Source organism: Streptomyces sp. NPDC048349 (assembly GCF_040651925.1).
Classification (GTDB): Bacteria; Actinomycetota; Actinomycetes; order Streptomycetales; family Streptomycetaceae; genus Streptomyces.
Map to the genome: position 1 here is coordinate 67,796 of NZ_JBEZLA010000029.1, position 20,106 is coordinate 87,901.

General features: G+C 73.7%; 16 protein-coding genes and 1 riboswitch. Of the genes, 9 read left to right on the forward strand and 7 right to left on the reverse strand.

What is annotated here, in order from left to right; translation table 11 throughout:
* Positions 1 to 130 precede the first annotated feature (130 nt).
* The 5 genes from AB0D44_RS17870 to AB0D44_RS17890 all read left to right on the forward strand — a co-directional run bounded on the left by AB0D44_RS17870 (position 131) and on the right by AB0D44_RS17890 (position 6,900).
* Positions 131 to 1,924: an FAD-dependent oxidoreductase gene (locus AB0D44_RS17870; protein WP_362591376.1), complete on the forward strand. Its 1,794-nt coding sequence runs from the start codon at positions 131 to 133 to the stop codon at positions 1,922 to 1,924.
* 633 nt (positions 1,925 to 2,557) lie between these two features.
* Positions 2,558 to 3,598, forward strand: coding sequence for a hypothetical protein (locus tag AB0D44_RS17875; RefSeq protein ID WP_362591379.1), 1,041 nt, complete (start codon positions 2,558 to 2,560; stop codon positions 3,596 to 3,598).
* Complete coding sequence (locus tag AB0D44_RS17880; RefSeq protein ID WP_362591381.1) at positions 3,595 to 4,173, forward strand: toxin-antitoxin system, toxin component; 579 nt, start codon at positions 3,595 to 3,597, stop codon at positions 4,171 to 4,173. The genes AB0D44_RS17875 and AB0D44_RS17880 overlap by 4 nt, the downstream gene beginning before the upstream one ends.
* A gap of 73 nt (positions 4,174 to 4,246) precedes the next feature.
* Complete coding sequence (locus AB0D44_RS17885) at positions 4,247 to 5,746, forward strand: pyridine nucleotide-disulfide oxidoreductase (protein WP_362591384.1); 1,500 nt, start codon at positions 4,247 to 4,249, stop codon at positions 5,744 to 5,746.
* Positions 5,743 to 6,900 (forward strand): DUF6545 domain-containing protein, encoded by a 1,158-nt coding sequence (locus tag AB0D44_RS17890; RefSeq protein ID WP_362591387.1) that lies wholly within the window; start codon positions 5,743 to 5,745, stop codon positions 6,898 to 6,900. The genes AB0D44_RS17885 and AB0D44_RS17890 overlap by 4 nt, the downstream gene beginning before the upstream one ends.
* A gap of 119 nt (positions 6,901 to 7,019) precedes the next feature.
* Here AB0D44_RS17890 and AB0D44_RS17895 read toward each other — a convergent pair whose 3' ends face one another.
* A complete protein-coding gene (locus AB0D44_RS17895; protein WP_362591427.1) occupies positions 7,020 to 7,865 on the reverse strand; it encodes a bifunctional 5,10-methylenetetrahydrofolate dehydrogenase/5,10-methenyltetrahydrofolate cyclohydrolase in 846 nt (281 codons plus the stop codon).
* Positions 7,866 to 7,925: 60 nt separating this feature from the next.
* Positions 7,926 to 8,020, reverse strand: a riboswitch (ZMP/ZTP riboswitch).
* Between the two features lie 63 nt (positions 8,021 to 8,083).
* Between AB0D44_RS17895 and AB0D44_RS17900 the strand changes: the two genes are divergently transcribed.
* Positions 8,084 to 8,845: a methyltransferase domain-containing protein gene (locus AB0D44_RS17900; RefSeq protein WP_362591390.1), complete on the forward strand. Its 762-nt coding sequence runs from the start codon at positions 8,084 to 8,086 to the stop codon at positions 8,843 to 8,845.
* Between the two features lie 214 nt (positions 8,846 to 9,059).
* Positions 9,060 to 10,643 carry an RNA polymerase sigma factor gene (locus AB0D44_RS17905; RefSeq protein WP_362591393.1) on the forward strand — a complete coding sequence of 528 codons (1,584 nt, stop codon included), beginning with the start codon at positions 9,060 to 9,062 and terminating at the stop codon, positions 10,641 to 10,643.
* A gap of 4 nt (positions 10,644 to 10,647) precedes the next feature.
* Here AB0D44_RS17905 and AB0D44_RS17910 read toward each other — a convergent pair whose 3' ends face one another.
* The 6 genes from AB0D44_RS17910 to AB0D44_RS17935 all read right to left on the reverse strand — a co-directional run bounded on the left by AB0D44_RS17910 (position 10,648) and on the right by AB0D44_RS17935 (position 18,439).
* Positions 10,648 to 12,444: a hypothetical protein gene (locus AB0D44_RS17910; protein ID WP_362591395.1), complete on the reverse strand. Its 1,797-nt coding sequence runs from the start codon at positions 12,442 to 12,444 to the stop codon at positions 10,648 to 10,650.
* Positions 12,441 to 13,502, reverse strand: a complete 1,062-nt coding sequence (locus AB0D44_RS17915) for a MoxR family ATPase (RefSeq protein ID WP_362591398.1) — start codon at positions 13,500 to 13,502, stop codon at positions 12,441 to 12,443. Before AB0D44_RS17915 ends, AB0D44_RS17910 begins: the two co-directional genes overlap by 4 nt.
* 117 nt (positions 13,503 to 13,619) lie before the next feature.
* The gene (locus AB0D44_RS17920) at positions 13,620 to 14,069 is read right to left on the reverse strand and encodes an SRPBCC family protein (protein WP_362591401.1); all 450 of its coding nucleotides are present in this window, start codon (positions 14,067 to 14,069) and stop codon (positions 13,620 to 13,622) included.
* A gap of 42 nt (positions 14,070 to 14,111) precedes the next feature.
* On the reverse strand, positions 14,112 to 15,512 hold the full coding sequence (locus tag AB0D44_RS17925) for an amino acid permease (RefSeq protein ID WP_362591404.1): 1,401 nt from the start codon (positions 15,510 to 15,512) through the stop codon (positions 14,112 to 14,114).
* Positions 15,513 to 15,587: 75 nt separating this feature from the next.
* Positions 15,588 to 17,843 carry an alkaline phosphatase family protein gene (locus tag AB0D44_RS17930; RefSeq protein ID WP_362591407.1) on the reverse strand — a complete coding sequence of 752 codons (2,256 nt, stop codon included), beginning with the start codon at positions 17,841 to 17,843 and terminating at the stop codon, positions 15,588 to 15,590.
* 191 nt (positions 17,844 to 18,034) lie between these two features.
* On the reverse strand, positions 18,035 to 18,439 hold the full coding sequence (locus AB0D44_RS17935; protein WP_362591410.1) for a hypothetical protein: 405 nt from the start codon (positions 18,437 to 18,439) through the stop codon (positions 18,035 to 18,037).
* Between the two features lie 135 nt (positions 18,440 to 18,574).
* On the opposite strand from AB0D44_RS17935, the gene AB0D44_RS17940 reads away from it, so the two are divergent.
* The gene (locus AB0D44_RS17940) at positions 18,575 to 19,351 is read left to right on the forward strand and encodes an MBL fold metallo-hydrolase (RefSeq protein WP_362591412.1); all 777 of its coding nucleotides are present in this window, start codon (positions 18,575 to 18,577) and stop codon (positions 19,349 to 19,351) included.
* Positions 19,348 to 19,986 (forward strand): VTT domain-containing protein, encoded by a 639-nt coding sequence (locus AB0D44_RS17945; protein WP_362591415.1) that lies wholly within the window; start codon positions 19,348 to 19,350, stop codon positions 19,984 to 19,986. Before AB0D44_RS17940 ends, AB0D44_RS17945 begins: the two co-directional genes overlap by 4 nt.
* Positions 19,987 to 20,106 lie beyond the last annotated feature (120 nt).

Consider the following 20,106-nt stretch of genomic DNA (forward strand, 5'->3'; position numbering starts at 1 on the left):
CGAACCTTTCGCGCCATAGTGCGCTCGGGTACTTTCCGAGCCTTCCGCGTCCCACCCGCCGCCCCTATGCTCCTGCGCCGGACGTGATCATTACCAGCGGTAACAAGGGAACGAAGGGGCGGCACCTCAATTGGTGAGCACAGGCAGTTCCAGACGTACGTTCATCGCGGGCACCGCGGCCGCCGCGGCTGCCGGCGGCGCCCTGACGGTGGGCCCGGCGGCAGCACCGGCGACGGCAGCGACGGGGGCCGGGGCCGCGCCGAACGGCCGGCGCGTCGCCGTCCTCGGCGGCGGGGTGGCCGGGCTGACCGCGGCGCACGAACTCGCCGAGCGCGGGTACGCCGTCACCGTGTACGAACGCCGGGCGCTCGGCGGCAAGGCCCGCAGCATGGACGTGCCCGGCAGCGCCCGGGGCGGCCGCCGGCCGCTGCCGGCCGAACACGGCTTCCGCTTCATCCCCGGCATCTACCACAACCTGCCCGACACCATGCGGCGCATCCCCTTCCCCGGGAACGCGAACGGGGTGTGGGACAACCTCGTCGCCCCGCGCGAGATGATGTTCGCCCGGGCCGCGGGCCGTGAGGACCTGCGCGCGCCGATCCCCTGGCCGGAGCACTCCCCCGCCGAGCTGACCCCCGAAGAGATCAGGCGCGCCCTCACCGGCATCCTGCAGTCGCTGGTCAGGCTGCCGCTCCACGAGACGGCGTACTTCGTCAACCGGGTGCTCGTCTTCCTGACCAGCTGCGACGAGCGGCGCAACGAGGTCTGGGAGCACACCCCTTGGTGGGACTTCGTCCGCGCGGCGCAGATGTCGAGCGAGTACCAGCGGATCCTGGCCGTCGGCATCACCCGCAACATCGTGGCGACCAAGGCGGAGGAGGCCTCCACCCGCACGGTGGGCACCCTCGGCGAGGCCTTCGTCTTCAACCTGCTGGGCCGCGGCGCGGACGGCCCGCCGGACCGGATCCTCAACCTGCCCACCAACGAGGCCTGGATCGATCCCTGGGAAACCCATCTGCGCTCCCTCGGCGTGGAGTTCCGCATCGGCTGGACCGTGCGGGAGGTGCAGTACGGGAACGGCCGGGTGAGCGGGGTCGCCGTCCTGGACCCGGACGGCGCGCGGCAGACGGTCACCGCCGACCACTACGTCTCGGCGCTGCCCGTCGAGCACGCCCGGCGGACCTGGAGCACCGCGCTGCGGGCTGCCGATCCGATGCTGGGGCGCTGCGACAGACTGCAGACCGACTGGATGACCGGCATCCAGTTCTACCTCACCGAACGCGCCCCGCTCGTGCACGGCCACCTCAACTGCATCGACTCCGCCTGGTCGTTGACGGCGATCCAGCAGGCCGAGCACTGGCCCTCCCGGAACTTCCCGGCCGACTACGGCGACGGCACGGCGGTCGACTGCCTGTCGGTGGACATCTCGGAGTGGGACAAGCCCGGCATCCTGTACGGGAAGACGGCCAAGCAGTGCACCCGCGAGGAGGTGGCGCGCGAGGTGTGGGCCCAGCTCAAGGCCTCCCTCAACGACACCGGGAAGACGCTGCTGAGCGACTCCGCGCTGCACTCGTGGTTCCTGGATCCGGGCGTGGAGGGGCTGGGCACCCCGAACCCGACCAACCAGGACGAGCTGCTGATCCACCCGACCGGCACCTTCCACAACCGGCCGAGCGCGGGCACCCGCATTCCCAACTTCTTCCTCAGCGGGGACTACGTGGCGGTCGACATCGACCTGGCGACGATGGAGGGCGCGAACGCCTCCGCCCGCGCCGCGGTCAACTCACTGCTCGACCGGGACGGCTCGCCGGCCGCCCGGTGCACGGTCCAGCCGCTCTACCGTGCGCCGGAGGTCGAGTCCGCCAAGCGGCACGACCTGTGGCGCTACCGTCTCGGCCTGCGAAACGTCTTCGATCTGGGCTGACCGGGGCGGACCGGCTCGGCTACCGTCGGGCGCATGACCACCACGATGCCCACGGTCGGCGGCCTGCTCCGCACGTGGCGGGAGCGGCGCGGCATCAGTCGGCTGGAGCCGACGGGCCGCGCCGACTCCTCGTCCCGCCACACCACTTGGCCACTGCGCGCAGGGCGAGCTGCTGGAGCACGGCGAACGTGGCCACGGTGACGGCCCGCAGGGGGATGCACACCAGGCCGGCGGTGGTGGGCGTGAACCAGACCAGCAGGGAGAGCAGGCTGAGCGCGGCCCGGGAGTAGTTCGCCTCGATGGCGAACTACGCGGGGAAGGCCGGCGGCCTGCGGCGCGAGGCGAGGCAGCCGACCCACGCCGCCGAACACCCTGAGGACGAGGCGCAGTTCAAGCAGCGCAAGCGTGGAGGGGAAGTACGGGCGCCGGAGCCGAGTGCGCGGCCCCCGGAACCTGATGCCCCACCTTGTCGGGCGGCCCGGCGGGGCCGATTACGTCCGAGTTCATGCCAACCTTTTTTGAGCCGTACGGCAGGAAATGTTGCGTTACCGCTGGTTCGGCGCGGAGCGGACGGCTAGGCTTCACGCAACCCCAGCCCCTCGAACGTCTTGTCGACTTACGGAGAAGCAGCCGGTGCGAGCCACCGCCCGACCCGATCTCGCCGCACTCTGGCGTCGCGTGGAGGAGCTGGCGGAGCGGCACGGACAGGATCCGGCCCGGGTACTGGCCCTCCCGCGCCTGAGTCACCTCTCCGGGGTCGAACCGTGCAGGATCCCGGCGGTCGTTGCGGGCAGGGCCGCCGAGCTGCCACTCGAACAGCGCGTGCACCTGCGCTTCCTGCGGCTGCGCGCCACCCGCCGCGACAAGCACGGCCGGGAGTGGCCGCTCGCCGCGATAGCGGACGACTTCGGTGCACCCGGTGCCTCACTGGGCCCCCTCAACGCGGGGACGGGACTGCCCCGGCTGGGTCACGCGGCAGGCGTACAGCGCTTCTTCGGGGTGCACGCCGGCTTCCTGCTGGCCGACGCCAAGAGCGCGGTGGAACGGGCCCTCGCCCTCGCCCCGGAGGGTCGCGACGATCTGGAGAACCTCTCCCACCTCACCGGCATCACCCCGCAGGCCATCCGGCTCACCCTCGACGGCAGGCCGCCCCGGCTCCCGCTGAAGGAGCAGGTACGCGAGCGGTTCGAGCACCTGCGCCGCACCCGGCTGCGGGAGGACGGGCAGGCCCACTCGCTGGCGGCCATCGCCAAGTCCTTCGACGCCTCGGGCCAGTCGCTGACCCGCCTCGTCCAGGGAGAGGGCCTGCCCAACCTCGCCGCGGCCGCCGGGATCCAGCGGTTCTTCGGCGTGGAGGGCGGCTTCCTGCTGTCCGACGACACCGAGGCGCTGGGCACCGCGCTCACCGCCGTCGCACGCGAACTCGAGTCCGCGGAACGGCAGCAGGACAATCCCCTGCTCGCCGTGCTGCGGGCGCACGACGTGCGGAGCATCGTCACCCGGGCGGGCCGGCTCTCCCCGCGGGGCTGGAAGTCCCTCGCCGACCACCTGGACGATCTCCTCGCCCGGGAGGGCCAGCTCGGCCGGCCGGCTGCCCCTGCCGGCACCGGTGAGGATCCGACGGCCGCGGGCCCGGCGACCGGTGACCCGACCGCCGAGGGGGACACGCGATGAGGACCACTCGGGCGATGCGCGGCCTCGCCGGGGATCTGCTGGCGGACGCCCGCCTGACGCCCCCGGCCGGCGCCGCCGAGATCATCGGGCGCCTGTGCGCCGCGTACGCCCGCCGCCGCGGCGGCCGGAAGGTCGAGATCCGTTTCGCCTCCTTCCCGCCCGACACCGCCAGCGGGCTGTGGCTGGAGATGGACGAGCGCGACCTGCTCGTCATCGAGGAGCGCACCCGCCCCGAGCACCAGCTCGTCATCGCCTCCCACGAGCTGTGGCACGTCCACGAGGGAACCTGCGACAGCCACGGGCCGGGCATGGCGGTGGCCGCGCGCCTGACGGGACGCCACGGCGACCTCACCGAACTGCTGCACTGCGACGCCGGGCTGACCGAAGTGGTCCGCCAGGCCGCCGCCCGGGCCGACCACGGCGATCCCGCGGAGATCCGGGCCGAGATCTTCGGCCTGCACCTCGGCAAACTCCTCAGGCCGTACCTGCCTGCGCCCCGGGAAGAACAGTTCCCCGAGGCGATCGAGCGCATCAAGACCTCGCTCGGCTGGGGAAGCCCCGTGTCACGACGGTGACCGGTGCCCCCCCGGCCACCGCACCCCTCGCGCCGATGCCCTCACAGCACGGCCCCGACAGAGAGCACGCACGATGACCCAGTCTTCCCCGCCCCGCCACGCCGTCGTCATCGGCGGCAGTCTGGCCGGCCTGCTCGCGGCCGCCGTCCTCGCCGAGTACGCGACGGTCACCGTCGTCGACGCGGACCCCCTCCCCGAGGGCCCCGCGCCGCGGCGCGGACTCCCGCAGGCCCGGCACACCCACCTCCTGTGGTCCGGTGGCGCCCGCGCCATCGAGAAGATCCTGCCCGGCATCACCGACGACTGGACGGGCGCGGGCGCCATCCGCCGCAGCCTGCCCACCGACCTGGTGACCAAGACCGCGCAGGGCTGGATCCCGCGCGTCGGGGAGAAGCAGTTCAACATCTCGTGCAGCCGCGACCTCCTCGACTCGGTGGTCCGCGCACGGGTGACCGGCCTCAAGGGTGTCTCCACGCTCCAGCGGAGCCGGGTCCGGGCCCTGGAGGGCACCGCCGCCCGGGTCACGGGCGTACGGGTCGACACACCCGAGGAGGCGGGCGTGCTGCTGGCCGCGGACCTCGTGGTCGACGCGAGCGGACGCGGCTCGCGCGCCCGGACCTGGCTCCAGGCCCTGGGGGTGACCGGCATCCGGCAGGCCGAGGTCGACTCCGGCCTCGTCTACGCGACGAGGATCTTCGAAGCCCCGGCCGGAGCCCACGAGATGGGCTTCCCCATCGTCAACGTGCAGTCGGACCCCCGGGTGCCCGTCCCCGGGCAGACGGCCACGATCGTGCCCATCGAGAACGGCCGGTGGCAGGCCACCCTCTCCGGCACCCGCGGCGGGCAGCCGACCGGGGACCCCGACCGGTTCATCCCCTTCGCGAAGGGCATCCGGGACCCGATCGTCGGCGAACTCCTCGAGGGCAGGAAGCCCCTGACGGACGTCGCCGTCACCCAGGGCACCGCCAACCGCCGGATCTACTTCGAGAAGGCCGGGCTGCCCGACGGCTTCTTCGCCGTCGGCGACTCGGTGGCCACCTTCAACCCGCTGTACGGGCAGGGCATGACCGTCGCCGCCCAGGGGCTGCTGGCCGTACGGTCCCTGCTCCGGCAGAAGGGACTGGCGCACGCCGGCTTCGGCCGCGAGGCCCAGCGCGCGATCGCCCCCCAGGTGAGCACCGCCTGGGAGCTCGCCACCTCGCAGGACATCCTGTATCCGGGGGCCACCGGGATGACGCCGCGCGCGGGAACCGGCCTGCTCAACGCCTACGTCAACCGGCTGATGACGGGCGCGACCACCCACGAGGCGCTCACCGCCGCCCTGTTCAAGGTGCTCACCATGAGCAGTGCGCCGACCCACTGGCTCCACCCCTCGGTGGTCTGGCACGTCCTGCGCGCCTCGGACCGGGACGCTCTCAAGGCGCCGCCGCTCACCGCCGCCGAGCGGGCCGTCGCCGGGCTCGGCCCGGTGCCCGGCCCGTCCGGACCGCCGGCGCCCGGCCCGGACGGTCCGGTGACGCCCGGTCCGGTGGACCCGGTCGGCCCGGCCGACCCCGTCGGCCGGGCCCGGTGAGCGAGCAGGTCCTGCGCTACCTGCCGGCGTCCGTCATGGTCCTGGCGCTGCTGATCAAGGCGCCGACGCTGCGCCGGGACGTGGACCGGCCGCTGAACCGGGCCGCGTGCGCGCTGCTCGCCGTGGGCGCCCCCCTCACGTTCCTGGCGTCGCCGTCGACGATCTCCACGGTCAACCGGCTCACCGGCGTGGTCAACTTCTCCGCGCCGCTGGTGTTCGGCCTGATCACCGTCTTCTCCGGGACGTGCGTGGTGCTGGTCCTGCAGTGGCGCGGCGGCCCGCCCGCGGCGGTGCGCCGGGCCACCCGGCTGACCGTGGCGGCCTACGGCGCGGCGACCGTCGCGATCGTCGTGCTGTTCGTGATCGGCGACGCCCCCGTGGAGCGGGTCCGGGACCTGGACACGTACTACGCGACCACGCCGTGGATCCGCGAGATGATCGTCTGCTTCCTGCTGGCCCACACCGTAGGGACCTCGGCCCTGACCGTGCTGTGCGGGAAATGGCTCCGGCGCGCGGACCGTTCGCTGCGCCCGCTGCGCACCGGACTGGCGCTGATCGTGGTCGGCGGTCTGCTGGACCTGACCTACCTCGCCGCGAAGTGGGCCTCGGTGGCGGCCCGCTGGGCCGGCCGGGACTGGGTGGTCCCGGCCGACCTGGCCCTGTCCCTGGCCTCCGGGGCGGCTCTGATGATCGGTGCGGGGTTCATCGTTCCGCTGGTCGGCGGGTCGGCGGCCTGGCAGGACTTCGGCCGGTACCGGCGGCTGCGTCCGCTGTGGAAGGCCCTGCGCGGGTCCGCCGCCGGCCGGGTCCGGACCGTGCCGCTGGCCTGGTGGTCGCCGGTCGGGATCCGCCTCGTCCACCGCGAGTCCGTCATCGACGACGGCATCCTGGCGCTGGCCTCGTGGTTCGACCCCGCCGTGCGGCGTACGGCGTACGAGGCGGCGCGGGGGCAGGGCCTGGCCGAGGACCGGGCCGCCGTGATCGCCGACGCCGCCATGCTGGCGGCTGCCTGCCGGCGCCGGGCGGCCTGCGCGCAGGGTGTCCACCCCGACCCCTGCCGGCTGGAAAGCGGCCCGCTGGACGCCCTGGCCCGGGAGTTCGGCGCCTCCCCCATCGTCGCGGCGGCCCGGGAGGCGGCCGCCTCGGGGGCCTGAGCCGGCCGGCCTCCGGGGCGGTGCTCGTCCTTCGGTCCGCTACCGGGGGTAACGGGTAACACAACACCCCGGGCCCGAGGGCCCGGGGCGCTCGCCGTGCGGAAGGCGGTGCGGAGGGGTCAGAGGTCCGCGAGGGCGAGTCCGGCCTGCGCGGCGGCGGCCTGGACGGTCTGCTCGAGGAGTACGGCGATGGTCATCGGGCCGACGCCGCCGGGTACGGGCGTGATCAGCGAGGCGCGGGCGGCGGCCGACTCGAAGTGCACGTCGCCGACGTTGCCCTCGTTGTAGCCGGCGTCCAGGACCACCGCGCCCGGCTTGATGTCCTCGCCGCGGATGAACTCGGCCTTGCCCACGGCGGCGACCAGCACGTCGGCCTGGCGCACGATCGAGGAGAGGTCGCGGGTGCGGGAGTGGCAGTAGGTGACGGTGGCGTTCTGCTCCAGCAGCAGCATCCCGGCCGGCTTGCCGAGGATCGCGCTGCGGCCGACGACCACGGCGTGCTTGCCGGTGAGGTCCACGTCATAGGCGGCGAGCAGGCGCATGATGCCGCCCGGGGTGCAGGAGACGAAGCCCGGCAGTCCGAAGCCCATGGCGGCGAAGGAGTGCATGGTGACCCCGTCGACGTCCTTGCCGGGGGCGATGGCCTCGAAGGCGGCCCGCTCGTCGATGTGGTGCGGGACGGGGTGCTGGAGCAGGATGCCGCTGATCTCCGGGTCCTCGGAGAGGGCGGTGAGGGTGGCGACCAGTTCCCCGGTGGTGGTCTCGGCCGGCAGCTCCACGTGGCGGGAGGTGATCCCGGCCTTGGCGCAACGGTTCTGCTTCATGCGCACGTAGGTGACGGAGGCGGGGTCCTCGCCGACCAGCACGGTCGCGAGGCAGGGCGCGGTGCCGGTGCGCTCGGTGAGCTTGGCCGCGTGCACGGCGGTCTGCTCCGAGATGCGGCGGGCGAGGGCGGTGCCGTCCATCAGCCGGGCAGAGGCAGTCTGGGCAGTCGTCACGGGGTCTCCTGAACGTCGCTGCGGATCGCGGTTCGCCCAGGCGCGCGGCAGTCGGCGTACGGGACGTACGCCGGGCCGCTCCCCGGTGGTGATCCACCCGAACGCCAGTCACGGCCCGCGTCCACTGTAGTCGACGGCCGGCATATCCGGTGGTTGGCCGGGGCCCGACCTGGGACGATCCAGACATGACACGCACTTTCGACCACCTCGTCGCCGAGGCCGAGGCCGTCTCGGTGGACGGCTGGGACTTCTCCTGGCTCGACGGCCGGGCCGTCGAGCAGCGCCCGTCCTGGGGCTACCAGCGGCTGCTCGCCGAGCGCCTGGCCCGGGTGGGGTCCGCGCTGGACATCCAGACCGGCGGCGGCGAGGTACTGGCGGGCGCGGGCCCGCTGCCCCGGCTGACGGCGGCCACCGAGTCCTGGCCGCCGAACATCGAGCGGGCGACCCGGCTCCTGCACCCGCTCGGCGCGGTGGTGGTCGCCGACGCCGACGAGCCGCCGCTGCCCTTCGGGGACGAGGCCTTCGAGCTGGTCGCCAGCCGGCACCCGGTGACCGTCTGGTGGGAGGAGATCGCGCGGGTCCTGCGGCCGGGCGGCTGCTACCTCTCCCAGCAGGTCGGTCCGGCGAGCGTCTTCGAGCTCGTCGAGTACTTCCTCGGCCCGCAGCCGGAGGAGATCCGGCGCGCCCGGCACCCCGACGACGCTGTGGCGGACGCCACGAAAGCCGGCCTGGAAGTCGTCGATCTGCGCGCGGAACGGCTGCGCACGGAGTTCCACGACATCGGAGCCGTGATCTACTTTCTCCGGAAGGTGATCTGGATGGTGCCCGGCTTCACGGTCGGGCGGTACCGGGACCGGTTGCGCGAGCTGCACGAACGGATCGAACGCGAAGGCCCGTTCGTCGCGCACACCGCCCGCTTCCTCATCGAAGCCCGCAAAACGGGCTGACGGACGAGGCGGACGGATCTGCTCCGGTCAGGTTGCGCGGCCACAGCGTGGCGCAGGTCACTCAATTCAGCGCGTAACGAATCGACTCGGGCATGCGATGAACCGACAGGTGTCATCGCGCGGCCCCGGAATACAGACCCCCCTCGGGTCTGTTTCCCGAGTTCGCGCGATGATGTCCCGCCCACCCCTATCTGTTCGCAACGAGAGGCTCCTTGTGTCGCTCAGCCCGTCCCGTACGTTCCCTCCGGAGATCGCCGAATCGGAGGCCCTCGTCGCGCTCGTCGAGCGCGGCCGCGAGCAGGGTCACATCAACGGTGACGACGTGCGCCAGGCCTTCGAGGCCGGCCGCATCCCGGTGGACCAGTGGAAGCGGGTCCTGCGCAGCCTGAACCAGGTCCTGGACGAGGAGGGTGTCGCCCTCCACGTCAGCGCCGCCCCCGCCACCAAGACGGCTGCGAAGAAGCCCCGCAAGGCAGCCGCCGCCCCCGCCCGCACGGTGGCCAAGAAGGCCGCCGCGGCGCCCCGCCCCATCGGCGCGCGCAAGACCGCGGCCGCCGCTCCCCCGGCCACCGCGGCGGCGATATCCGCTCCGTCGGCCGCCGAGGACGAGGTGACGGCCGAGGCCGCCGCCGAGCCGAAGAAGCGGACGGTCAAGAAGACCGCGACCGCCGCGAAGAAGACCGCCACCAAGAAGACGGCCGCCAAGAAGACCAGCGCCAAGGACGCCGACGAGGCCGAGACCCCCGTGGTCGAGGGCGAGGACTGGGCAGCCGAGGACCTCGTCGACGAGGCCGAGGAGGAGTCCCCCAAGACCGGCGGCGCCCAGGGCTTCGTCCTGTCCGACGACGACGAGGACGACGCCCCGGCGCAGACGGTCATGGTGGCCGGTGCCACCGCCGACCCCGTCAAGGACTACCTCAAGCTCATCGGCAAGGTGCCGCTCCTCAACGCCGAGCAGGAGGTCGAGCTCGCCAAGCGCATCGAGGCCGGCCTGTTCTCCGAGTACAAGCTCGAAGAGGAGGAGGACCACAAGCCCGCCTTCAAGCGCGAGCTGGAGATCCTCGTCGAGGACGGCCGCCGCGCCAAGAACCACCTGCTGGAGGCCAACCTCCGCCTCGTGGTCTCCCTCGCCAAGCGCTACACCGGCCGCGGCATGCTCTTCCTGGACCTGATCCAGGAGGGCAACGTCGGCCTGATCCGCGCCGTGGAGAAGTTCGACTACACCAAGGGCTTCAAGTTCTCCACGTACGCGACCTGGTGGATCCGCCAGGCGATCACGCGCGCCATGGCCGACCAGTCGCGCACCATCCGCATCCCCGTGCACATGGTCGAGATCATCAACAAGCTCGCCCGCGTGCAGCGCCAGATGCTCCAGGACCTGGGCCGCGAGCCCACCCCGGAGGAGCTCGGCAAGGAACTCGACATGACCCCCGAGAAGGTCATCGAGGTCCAGAAGTACGGCCGCGAGCCGATCTCCCTGCACACCCCCCTGGGTGAGGAGGGCGACAGCGAGTTCGGTGACCTCATCGAGGACTCCGAGGCGGTCGTGCCCGCGGACGCGGTCTCCTTCACCTTCCTCCAGGAGCAGCTCCAGTCGATCCTGGGCACGCTCTCCGAGCGCGAGGCGGGCGTGGTCTCCATGCGCTACGGCCTCAACGACGGCCAGCCGAAGACCCTGGACGAGATCGGCCGCGTGTACGGGGTCACCCGTGAGCGCATCCGCCAGATCGAGTCCAAGACCATGTCGAAGCTGCGCCACCCGTCGCGTTCGCAGGTGCTGCGCGACTACCTCGACTAAACCGTCAGGTCAGTCGGAAGACGGGCCCTCGTGGTGTGAACGGCAGGGAGGCACCCTGCGGGACCAGATAGGCGTGCTCGCGCCGGATCCGCAGGGTGTCGCACCACCCGTCCGTGATCACCAGCACCGGGGCCCCGGGCGGGAAGTCCTCCGCCCGCTGCAGCAGGTCGATCCCCGGTTGCAGCTCGGTCCCGCCCCGCCCGCGCACCTTCACCCGGCCCGCGATCTCGGTCGGGGGCAGATAGCCCGCGTCGTACGGCGCCGCGTCGCAGAACACGACGCGCGCCGCCGGTACCTCGCGGGCTTGCGCGTACGAGGCGATGGCGCCCAGCGCCTTGCCGAGCAGGGCGGCGTTCATCGAGCCCGAGGTGTCGAGCACCACCCCGAAGGTGCAGCGGGCGGTCTCCTCGGGCGGGAAGTGGCGGCCGGCCCGCGGGATGTCCGGCGTGGACGCCTGGCGGCGCGCCGGACGGGCGAAGGAGCGGACGGGCACGGGACGCGGCACGAACTCGTCGAACCAGCGGGCGAGCCGGGCGTCCCAGGGCACGGGCGGGTGGGCGAGCGCCCGGATCTCCTGGATCAGCCCGGCGGGCAGCAGCCCGCGCCCGCCGTACTCGTGCAGGTCGAAGCCCTGGGTGAGGCCGCGCCGGTAGAAGTCGTCCAGGTCCGCGTACGGGACGCTGCCGCCGTGGGCCGGCGGCTCGCCCAGGATGTCCCCGAGGCCCTTGCCGCGCAGGGTCGCGAGGCGGCGCATGCGGCGCAGGTCGGTGGTGATGCGGTCGTAGACCTCCTCCACCGAGAGGTCCTTGAGCGCCGGGTCGTACAACAGCCCCTCGGGCATCTCGCCGACGCCCATCTCCACCAGCCAGCCGTTGACCACGTAGTCGGCGGCGACGTTGTGCAGGTACGGGTCGCGGGCGCCGCGGCGCTCGCCGTGGCGCAGGGCGGCGTGCAGCATCTCGTGGGCGAGGACGAACCGCCATTCGCCGTCGGTGAGGACGCGCAGCGGGTTGACGTAGATCTCCCCGGCGGCCGCGCTGACCGCGGCGATCGCGATGCCGTGGGAGCGGGCCAGCTCGGCGTCGGCGACGATCCGCATGCCCGCGGCGAGCCCGCCGAGGAGCGGGTAGGAGGAGACGAACCAGTTCAGGGCGCGGTCCCAGGGACGGGGCTCGCGGTCCTCGCGGCCCCCGGCCCGCTCCATGGTGGCGGAGACGGCCCGGGTCAGGGCGTGCGCGAAGGCGGTCTCCCAGTCGGGGACCGTGCCGGCCGACCCGTCCCGGGCGGGCCAGGTGACGAGGACCTGGTCGGGCTGCTCCCCGGCGGTGCCGCAGTGCTCGTAGACCGGCGGGATGCCGTCGCGGCGCCAGCGGGCGGCGAGCAGCTCCTCGTCCCCGCCGGGGTACTCCGCGGGCAGGTGGTCGGGGGCCCGGCCGGCCGGCGAGGTCAGCAGGAAGCGGTTGACGACGGTGCACCGGGCTGCGAGGTCGAAGCGGTCGGGCTGGGGGCGGTCGCGCTCCGTGGCGGCGGGGACGTGCCCGAAGCCGAGGTGCAGCAGGCAGTGGGCGATCGTCCAGGCCCACTCCGCCGGTTCGGCGAGCCGGGTGGGGTGGAGGTGGACGGTGCCGTTGGAGGTCACCACGGCCAGGCCCCGGGCGGGGGCCGCCGCGCAGACGGCCTCGCGACAGAGCGTGGCGTCGACGGCGGCGAGGGCCGGGTTCCGCTTGACCAGGGCCAGGCCCTCGGCGAAGGCCTGGGTGGCGGGGTCGGGCTTGGCCTTCTGCTGCGTACGGCGGCTCACCGGCGTGCCTCGACCAGGCGGGGCATGTCGCGGGCGGCCTCGACGAGGAACCAGGCGGGCAGGACGGGCAGGCCGTCGGCGTCGTCGGCGATGACGGTCTGGGCGACTTCGACGGAGATCTCGGCGAGCTGCACGAGGAGCGACTTGGCGCGGTAGGCGGTCTGCCGGACGGCGGGCGAAAGGTGCTCGCGCCGGGCGGGCAGTTCCTTGACCAGGCGGCCGCGGAAGGCCTCGGCGAGGTAGTAGAGCAGGTCGCGGTCGGCGAGGCGGGTGGGCCAGGAGGCGTCGCCCTTGAGGATCGCCTCGATGCCGAAGGTATGGCGGACGATCTTGGCGTACCCGCAGAAGGAGACGGCGTGGGCGGGGGTGAGGGTACCGTGCGCGACGACCTTCAGGGTCTGCTCGTCCAGGCCGGTCCCGAAGGAGTGCAGGGCGTCGGAGAGCATGTGCCAGGAGCGGGGGGTGGAGAACGCCTCCTCCGTCTTGGGCGGCTGCGACCAGAGGTGGTCGGGGCGGTCGGTGAGGTAGTCGGTGACCCAGGGGTGGATGCCGTTTTCGCCGGCCCAGACCAGCCAGTCCTGGGCGGACGCCTGGAGGTGGACGTGGGTGAGGCGGTTGACGAGGGCCGAGGCGATGGGCCGGGCCAGCGCGTTGTCGGTGGCCCGGTTGCCCGCGCCGATCACGATGGAGCCCGCGGGCAGCTCGTAGGAGCCGATCCGGCGGTCCAGGATCAGGGAGTAGAAGGCCTTTTGGACATCGGGGCTCGCGGCGTTGAGCTCGTCGAGGAAGAGGCAGTACGGCTCGTCGCGCGCGATGGCCTCGGGCGGGCAGAAGACGGAACGGCCGTCACGGATCTGCGGTACGCCGATCAGGTCCTCGGGGGCGAGCTGGGTGCCGAGCAGGCTGACGCATTCCAGGCCGAGCGAGTCGGCGAACTTCCGTACCAGCGAGGACTTGCCGATGCCGGGCGCGCCCCACAGGAACACGGGCCGCACGGTGGCGAGGCCGAGGAGGAGTTCGGGGATCTGGGCGGGGGTGACGGTGACGGCGGCCTGCACGGGCGTGGATGTCCTCGGGAGTTCGGGTGCGTGGTGCGCCCAGTGTGGGCACACCGCGCACCCGGCGGCATCCCGTTTTCAGGCGGCGGAGCCGGGTCGGGGAGTCGCGTCGCGGCGTCAGGTCGCGGAGTGCTCCAGCAGGTGCTTGAGCTTCTCCTCGCCCCGGGGCATCTCCTTGCGCACCATCGGCTTGACCACCAGGGGGACCAGGGCCCTGCCCATGCCGTGGCCCTCGAAGTCGACGGACAGGGTCACGCGGGAGCGGGACCCGTCGTCCAGGGGTTCGATGCGGCCCCGTACGTCCGGCCGGACCGGCCCGTCCACGCCGTGGATGTGCCAGCTCCGCGGCGGGTCGAGCTCGGTGAACTCCATGGTCGTGGGGATCCTTCGCTTGCCGATCTGCCGGGTGACGAGGACCTTCGAACCGACGTGGACGGGGAGGTCGCCCAGGGGAACGGCGGATACGGCACTGTCCTGCCACTCCGGCAGGTGCGTGGGATCCGTCAGGTAGGAGTAGACGTCCTCGGGCCGGCGGTCGATGTCGATGCTCTTGCTGATCGCGGACATGGCGGCCCCTTGGAGCCCCCCTGACTGGCCTCTCCTTCCAAACTACTCCGCGGGCGTGAGCGCCGCGCGCCGCTTGCGCGCGGCCATCACGGCATGGACCGCCACCCCCGCGAAGAGGAAGAGCACGCCCTGGTAGACGGCGGCGTGGCCGGAGCCCGCCACCAGCCACAGGGAAAAGGCGAAGGCCAGGGCGGCGAGGGCGCCGTCGCGCAGCAGGCGCCCGCGGTCGACGTGCTCGGGCCGTCCCGAGAGCAGGAAGTAGAGCTGCGCCGCGGTGGAGAGCAGGTACGGGACGGTCGCGGTGAAGGTGGTCACCAGCACCAGGACCTCGAAGACCCCGTCCGAGCCGGCCGTGTAGTTGTAGAGGGTCAGTGCGGAGGCGAGGACGACGGTGACGATCACGCCGGCCACCGGGACACCGCGCCGCTTCGTCGCGAAGACCTCGGGGAAGAGCCCGTCCTTGGCGGCGGCGTAGGGAGTCTGCGCGCTGAGCAGGGTCCAGCCGTTGAGCGCTCCGGCCATCGAGATCACCGCGGCGCAGGCGACCGCCGTGCCGCCCCAGGTGGCGCCGGCCCCTGCGTCTGCGGAGAACATGGCGTTGACGGCGTCCGTGAAGGGGGCCTGGGAGGAGACGAGGGTGGTGTGGGGGACCAGACCGAACACGGCGAGGGTACCCAGGAGGTAGACGGCCGCCGCGCCGGCGGTGCCCAGGATGGTGGCCCGGCCGACGTTGCGGGCGGGATCGCGGACCTCGCCCGCGCTGACGGCGGCGGACTCGACGCCCAGGTAGCTGAAGAGCAGGATCGCGGCGGAGGCGGACACGGCCCCGGCGGCGCTCTGGCCGGTGGCCCGGAAGGGGCCGAGGTTGGCCGGGTCGAAGAAGAGCAGACCGCCCACGGCGACGAGCAGCAGCGGGGCGAACTTCAGGATGGTGGACACCAGTTGGACGGCGCCGACGTACCGGGTGCCGGCCAGGTTGGCGAGCGCCGGGAGCCACTGCACGAGGAGGGCGGCCAGGCACATGGACCACGTGTGGGCGCCGATGGCGGGGAAGAGCACCCCGAGGTAGCCGACGGCCGCCACCGCGAGGGCCGCGTTGGAGACCCAGGTGGTGATCCAGTAGCTCCAGGCGGCGAGGAAGCCGGCGAAGTCGCCGAAGGCAGCGCGGGCGTAGACGTACGGGCCGCCGGTCTGGGGGTGCTGCTCGGCGAGGCGGCCGAAGACGAGGGCGAGGGTGATCGCGCCCAGGGTGAGCAGGGCGAACGCGACGAGGCTGATGGTGCCGAAGGGGGCCACCGAGGCGGGCAGCAGGAAGATTCCACCGCCGATGATGTTGCCCATGACCAGGCAGGTGGCGACGGGCAGGCCGAACCGCCGGTCGCCTTTCCGGCGGGGCTCCGCAGTCCTGGACGTCTCGGCGGGCGGGGCTGCGGTGCTGGTCATCGGTGGTGCGCCTCGGGGTGTCTCACATGGTGGGCAGGTCACCACATGGTTGACCACGGTCAAGGACGTGCCAAATCACCGGGTTTCGTCCGGCACGGGGTCCCCTGCGGAAGGAAGTATTCCGTCGAGGGCCGCCGCCGGCCGGGGATCCTGCACCGGGGCCTGCGGCCGGGGATCCTGCACGGGGACTTCCGGCCGGGGATCCAGCACGGGGGCTTCCGGCCGGGGATCCTGCACCGGGACCTGCGGCCCGGGGTCCTGCACGGCGACCTGCGGCCCGAGGTCCTGCACGGCGACCTGCGGCCCGCGATCCTGCACCGGCACCTGCGGCCCGTCCGCCTCGCGCAGCCAGCGCCGCAGTACGCCGTGCACCGCCTCGGCGCCCACCAGCCCGCCGCCCGGGTCGGACAGGTCCGCCGGCCACATCAGGAACGGCTGCCCCTGCTCCCCGCCCAGGCCCCCGTGCGAGCCGATCTGCTCCTCGAAGGCGTGCACCTCGCCCGTCCGCGGGTCGTAGGCCGAGTTGACCATCACGTCGGCGACGTGGGGGAAGGTGTCGGTCCGGCGCACGGCCGCGGCCGCCCCGGGGCCGTACGGAGCCAGCAGTTCCTCCGCCTCCCCGGGGACGTCGAGGCGGGCCTGCGCTCCGCCGGGGCCCAGCACCACGCCGTCCACGAGGACGAAACCGATCCCCGGGTGGTTCACGAGGGTCGCCAGCAGGGCCGGGTGCGTGCGCTCGATCCACGCGCGCGAGGCCCGGCCGGGGACCCCCGGGAAGGAGATCAGGCCGAGGTTGCCGGAGGCGAGCACCACGGGGTCGGATCCTGGCCCCGGATGGGCCTCTTCGCCCTCCTCCACCGGCCGGTGCAGGGCCGCCAGGACGGCCGCCCGGGCCTCGGCTCCGCTGGGGGTGCGGCCGGCCCGGCGGGAGACGGGCAGTCCGCAGCCCGCCCGGACCAGGTCCTTCAGGGTCAGCCCGTACCGGCCGAGGAAGGTCTCCCCCGGGCTCTGGCCGTGGTCGGAGAGCAGCACGATCCGGTACGCCCGCGGCGCGTGCTCGGCGACCCGGGCGATCAGCGCGAGGCTCCGGTCGAGGCGCGCCAGCACCTGGTCGGCGTCCGGGCCGTGCGGGCCGGAGTGGTGCGCGACCTCGTCGTAGGCGACCAGGTCGGCGTAGACCGCGGCGCGCCCGGCCAGCATGTCGCCGATCACGGCCGCCACGACCACGTCCCGTTCGACCACGGTCGCGAAGGCCCGGATCAGCGGATACAGCCCGCCGCGCGCCACCCGCGGCCGGTCCCCGCGGATCCGCGCCCGCAGCGACTGGCTTATCTCTCGGGCCGCCTCGGCGACGAAGGACAGGGCGGTGCGGACGGCGTTGGCCGGGTCGGAGAAGTACGCGAAGTAGCCGGCGCGGGAGCGGTTCGCCCGGCCCCTGCGGGCGGAGACCGAGAGGACCAGCGCCAGCTGGTCGGCGCCCCCGCTGAACAGGTTGCCGCGGCTGGCCCCGTCGAGCGTGAGCAGCCCGCCGTCGCAGGTGCGCCGGACGGCGCGCCGCTGGAGCTCGGCGGCGCTGGTGGGCCGGTTGCAGACGACCACCTCGCCGGTCTCCTTCTCGTACCAGCGGAACGCGGGTACGTCGAAGGTGGAGCCGTGCAGGATGCCGAGCTGGCTGGCGCCGGTCTGGCTCGACCAGTCGGTGCGCCAGGGCGCGATGCGGTGGCCGGCGTCCAGCCAGCCGGCGACGGCCGGCATCAGGCCGTCGCCCACGGCACGGCGCAGCGTCTGGTAGCCGACCCCGTCGAGCTGGAGGAAGACCAGCCCCGGAGCGGACTCGTCGGCGCCGGGCGCGCCCGCCCTCCGCTGCCGGCGCCGGCGCCGGTCGGCGAGGCGGTAGAGGCGCCGCCGGTACGCGTCGTCGTCGCGCACGGCGAGCGCGGTCGACGTCGCGGAGGCCACGGCCGACATCACGGCGGCCACCACCACGGCGGTCTCCGGGGCCGCCTCGCCGCGCCCCGCCGGGGACAGGCCGAGGGCTATCAGCAGCAGGGAGCCGTTGAGGAAGAAGACGAGCAGGCCGAGCACCAGGGCGGGCACCAGCAGCAGGGCCCGTACCAGCACCGGCCAGACCAGTGCGCTCAGCAGGCCGAAGGCGCCCGCCCCCCAGGCCGCCGTCAGCCCGATCTGCGTGATGCTGTCGCCGTCACCGGACTGCAGCCGGAAGTCGGGCAGGATCCCGGCCAGCGCGAGCATCGTCAGGGTGGACACCGCCCAGACGAGGACCACCCGTACCAGGGCGCCGCCCGCGGTCCGCCACCGTCCTCGCCACACCGCCGCAACCTCCCGCGCCGTCCCGCCTCCCAGGCTCGCACAGTGCGGCTCACCCGGCCGGGCGACACCGACGGCGCACGGAGGCGCAGGCCCGGCCCGGTCCGCACGACGGGCGCCGGGTGGCGGGGGGCCGGGTGCCAGGGGCCGGGTGCCGGGGGCGGGGCGCCGGGGGCGGGGTGCCGGTATCTCTTCTAGGTGCCGTCGTAGCCGGCGGTCGGCATGGAGAGCCGGCGGTGCACTTCGGCCTTCATCGCCGCGGTGTACGGGGGCTCTTGGTGCCCGGCGGTCTCCAGGCGCACCCCGCGGCGCGCGCACTCGGCGGTGAACTCCTCCACGGAGCCCAGCGCGCGGGCCAGCACGCGCGGGTTGGCCGCGACGAACAGGTCGACCTGCCCGGCGTCGATGTCCGACCAGAGTCCGCAGTGGTCGGCGCGCAGCCCGTAGACGAGCAGTTGCCGCGTGACGACGTACCCGCGGTCGGCGGCCCAGCGCGCGCACACGGCGTGCTGGCTGCGGGTGTCGACGGCGAAGGGGTCGGCGTCGAGTTCCTCGAGCGGGGCCAGGCTGGCGATCGCGGCCACGCGCAGCTCTTCCATGCCGCCCGACCCTACTCCGATCCACCGCCGGGGAGGAGGGGCGGCGGTGTTCCGGTTCCGGGCGGATCGACGGGGCAGCCTCTAGGGTCGTGGGGCGGTGCGCAGCGTGCGTCGTCCTGAGGGAGGGAGGCCCGGGTGCCGGTGGAGATCACCTGGTGGGGCCATGCCACGTGCACGGTCGAGGACTCCGGGGTGCGGCTGCTGACGGATCCGCTGTTCGCGCGGCGGCTGGCCCACCTGCGCCGGCGGCGCGGCGCGGTGCCCCCGCCCGAGGCCGCGCGGGCGGACGTGGTGCTCGTCTCGCACCTGCACGCGGACCACCTGCACCTGCCCTCCCTGGGGCGGCTGGCGCCCGGTACCCGGCTGCTGGTCCCGCGGGGTGCGCGCCGGGCGGTGCCGGGGCTGGCCCGGACGGCGGGGCTGCGCGGGCTGGTGGTGACGGAGGTGGCGCCGGGCGAGGAGGTGCCCGTACGGGGCGGCGTGCGGGTACGGGTGGTCAGCGCCCTGCACGACGGCCGGCGGCTGCCGTTCGGGCCGCAGAGCGCGCCCGCCCTGGGGTACGTGGTCCAGGGCGCGGCCCGGACCTACTTCGCCGGGGACACGGGGCTGTTCGCCACGATGGCCGAGGAGGTCGGGCCGGTCGACGTGGCCCTGCTGCCGGTGGGCGGCTGGGGGCCGTACCTGGGTCCTGGGCACCTGGACGCGGGGCGGGCGGCGCGGGCAGTGGCCGACCTGGCCCCGGCGGCGGCGGTTCCGGTGCACTACGGGACGTACTGGCCGATCGGGATGGACGCGGTGCGTCCGCACGAGTTCCACGCGCCGGGCGAGGAGTTCGCGCACCGTGCGGCGCGGCTCGCGCCGAAGGTGACGGTCCGGGTTCCCGCCCACGGCGAGCGGGTGCGGCTGCCGTGAGCTGGCGCGAGGTCGCGGCGGCGGTCGGGCAGGTGTCGCCGGAGACCACCCAGCAGGCGGTGGGCTACCCGGCGTTGTTCGTGCTGGTGGCGCTCGGCGCGCTGGTGCCGGTGATCCCGACGGGAGCGCTGGTGAGTTCGGCGGCGGTGGTGGCGTTCCACCAGGATTCGCTGCCGTTCGGGGTCGGGGTGCTGCTGGTGTTCGCGGTGGCCGCGCTGGCCGCGTTCACCGGGGACGTCGCGCTGTACTGGCTCGGGCGGCGCGGGGTGCGCTCCCGGGGCGGCTCGCGCTGGCTCGAGACGCTGCGCGGCCGGGCCACGCCCGAGCGTCTGGAGCAGGCGCAGGCGCAGGCGGGGCTGGACGAGCACGGGGTCCTGGTCCTCGTGGTCTCCCGGCTGCTCCCGGCGGGGCGCATCCCGGTGATGCTGGCCTGTCTGCTGGCGGAGCTGCCGCTGCGGCGGTTCGCCCGCGGCGACGGTCCGGCCTGTCTCGCGTGGGCGGCGACGTACGGCCTGATCGGCATCCTGGGCGGCTCGCTCTTCTCGGAGCCGTGGAAGGGCGTGGCCCTGGCGGTGGCCCTGACCCTGCTGATCAGCGCGGGCCCGGCGCTCTGGCGGCGGATCCGGCCGGGCTAGGGGGTGTCTGACGGAGGTCCGCGGTGTCGCGGTGCCCGGCACGCACTCTCGCCGCACCGGCCGAAAGCCCAAGTACGTCCAGTACGGGGGCATCCGGCCGGCACGCCGAGAGCACGCACC

What these genes read in the sequence shown, in the direction of transcription:
- AB0D44_RS17920 (WP_362591401.1), bottom strand. Translation starts at nt 14,069, where the DNA reads ATGTCCGCGATCAGCAAGAGCATCGACATCGACCGCCGGCCCGAGGAC.
- AB0D44_RS17895 (WP_362591427.1), bottom strand. Translation starts at nt 7,865, where the DNA reads ATGGACGGCACCGCCCTCGCCCGCCGCATCTCGGAGCAGACCGCCGTG.
- AB0D44_RS17925 (WP_362591404.1), bottom strand. Translation starts at nt 15,512, where the DNA reads ATGACCAGCACCGCAGCCCCGCCCGCCGAGACGTCCAGGACTGCGGAG.
- AB0D44_RS17880 (WP_362591381.1), top strand. Translation starts at nt 3,595, where the DNA reads ATGAGGACCACTCGGGCGATGCGCGGCCTCGCCGGGGATCTGCTGGCG.
- AB0D44_RS17885 (WP_362591384.1), top strand. Translation starts at nt 4,247, where the DNA reads ATGACCCAGTCTTCCCCGCCCCGCCACGCCGTCGTCATCGGCGGCAGT.
- AB0D44_RS17900 (WP_362591390.1), top strand. Translation starts at nt 8,084, where the DNA reads ATGACACGCACTTTCGACCACCTCGTCGCCGAGGCCGAGGCCGTCTCG.
- AB0D44_RS17935 (WP_362591410.1), bottom strand. Translation starts at nt 18,439, where the DNA reads ATGGAAGAGCTGCGCGTGGCCGCGATCGCCAGCCTGGCCCCGCTCGAG.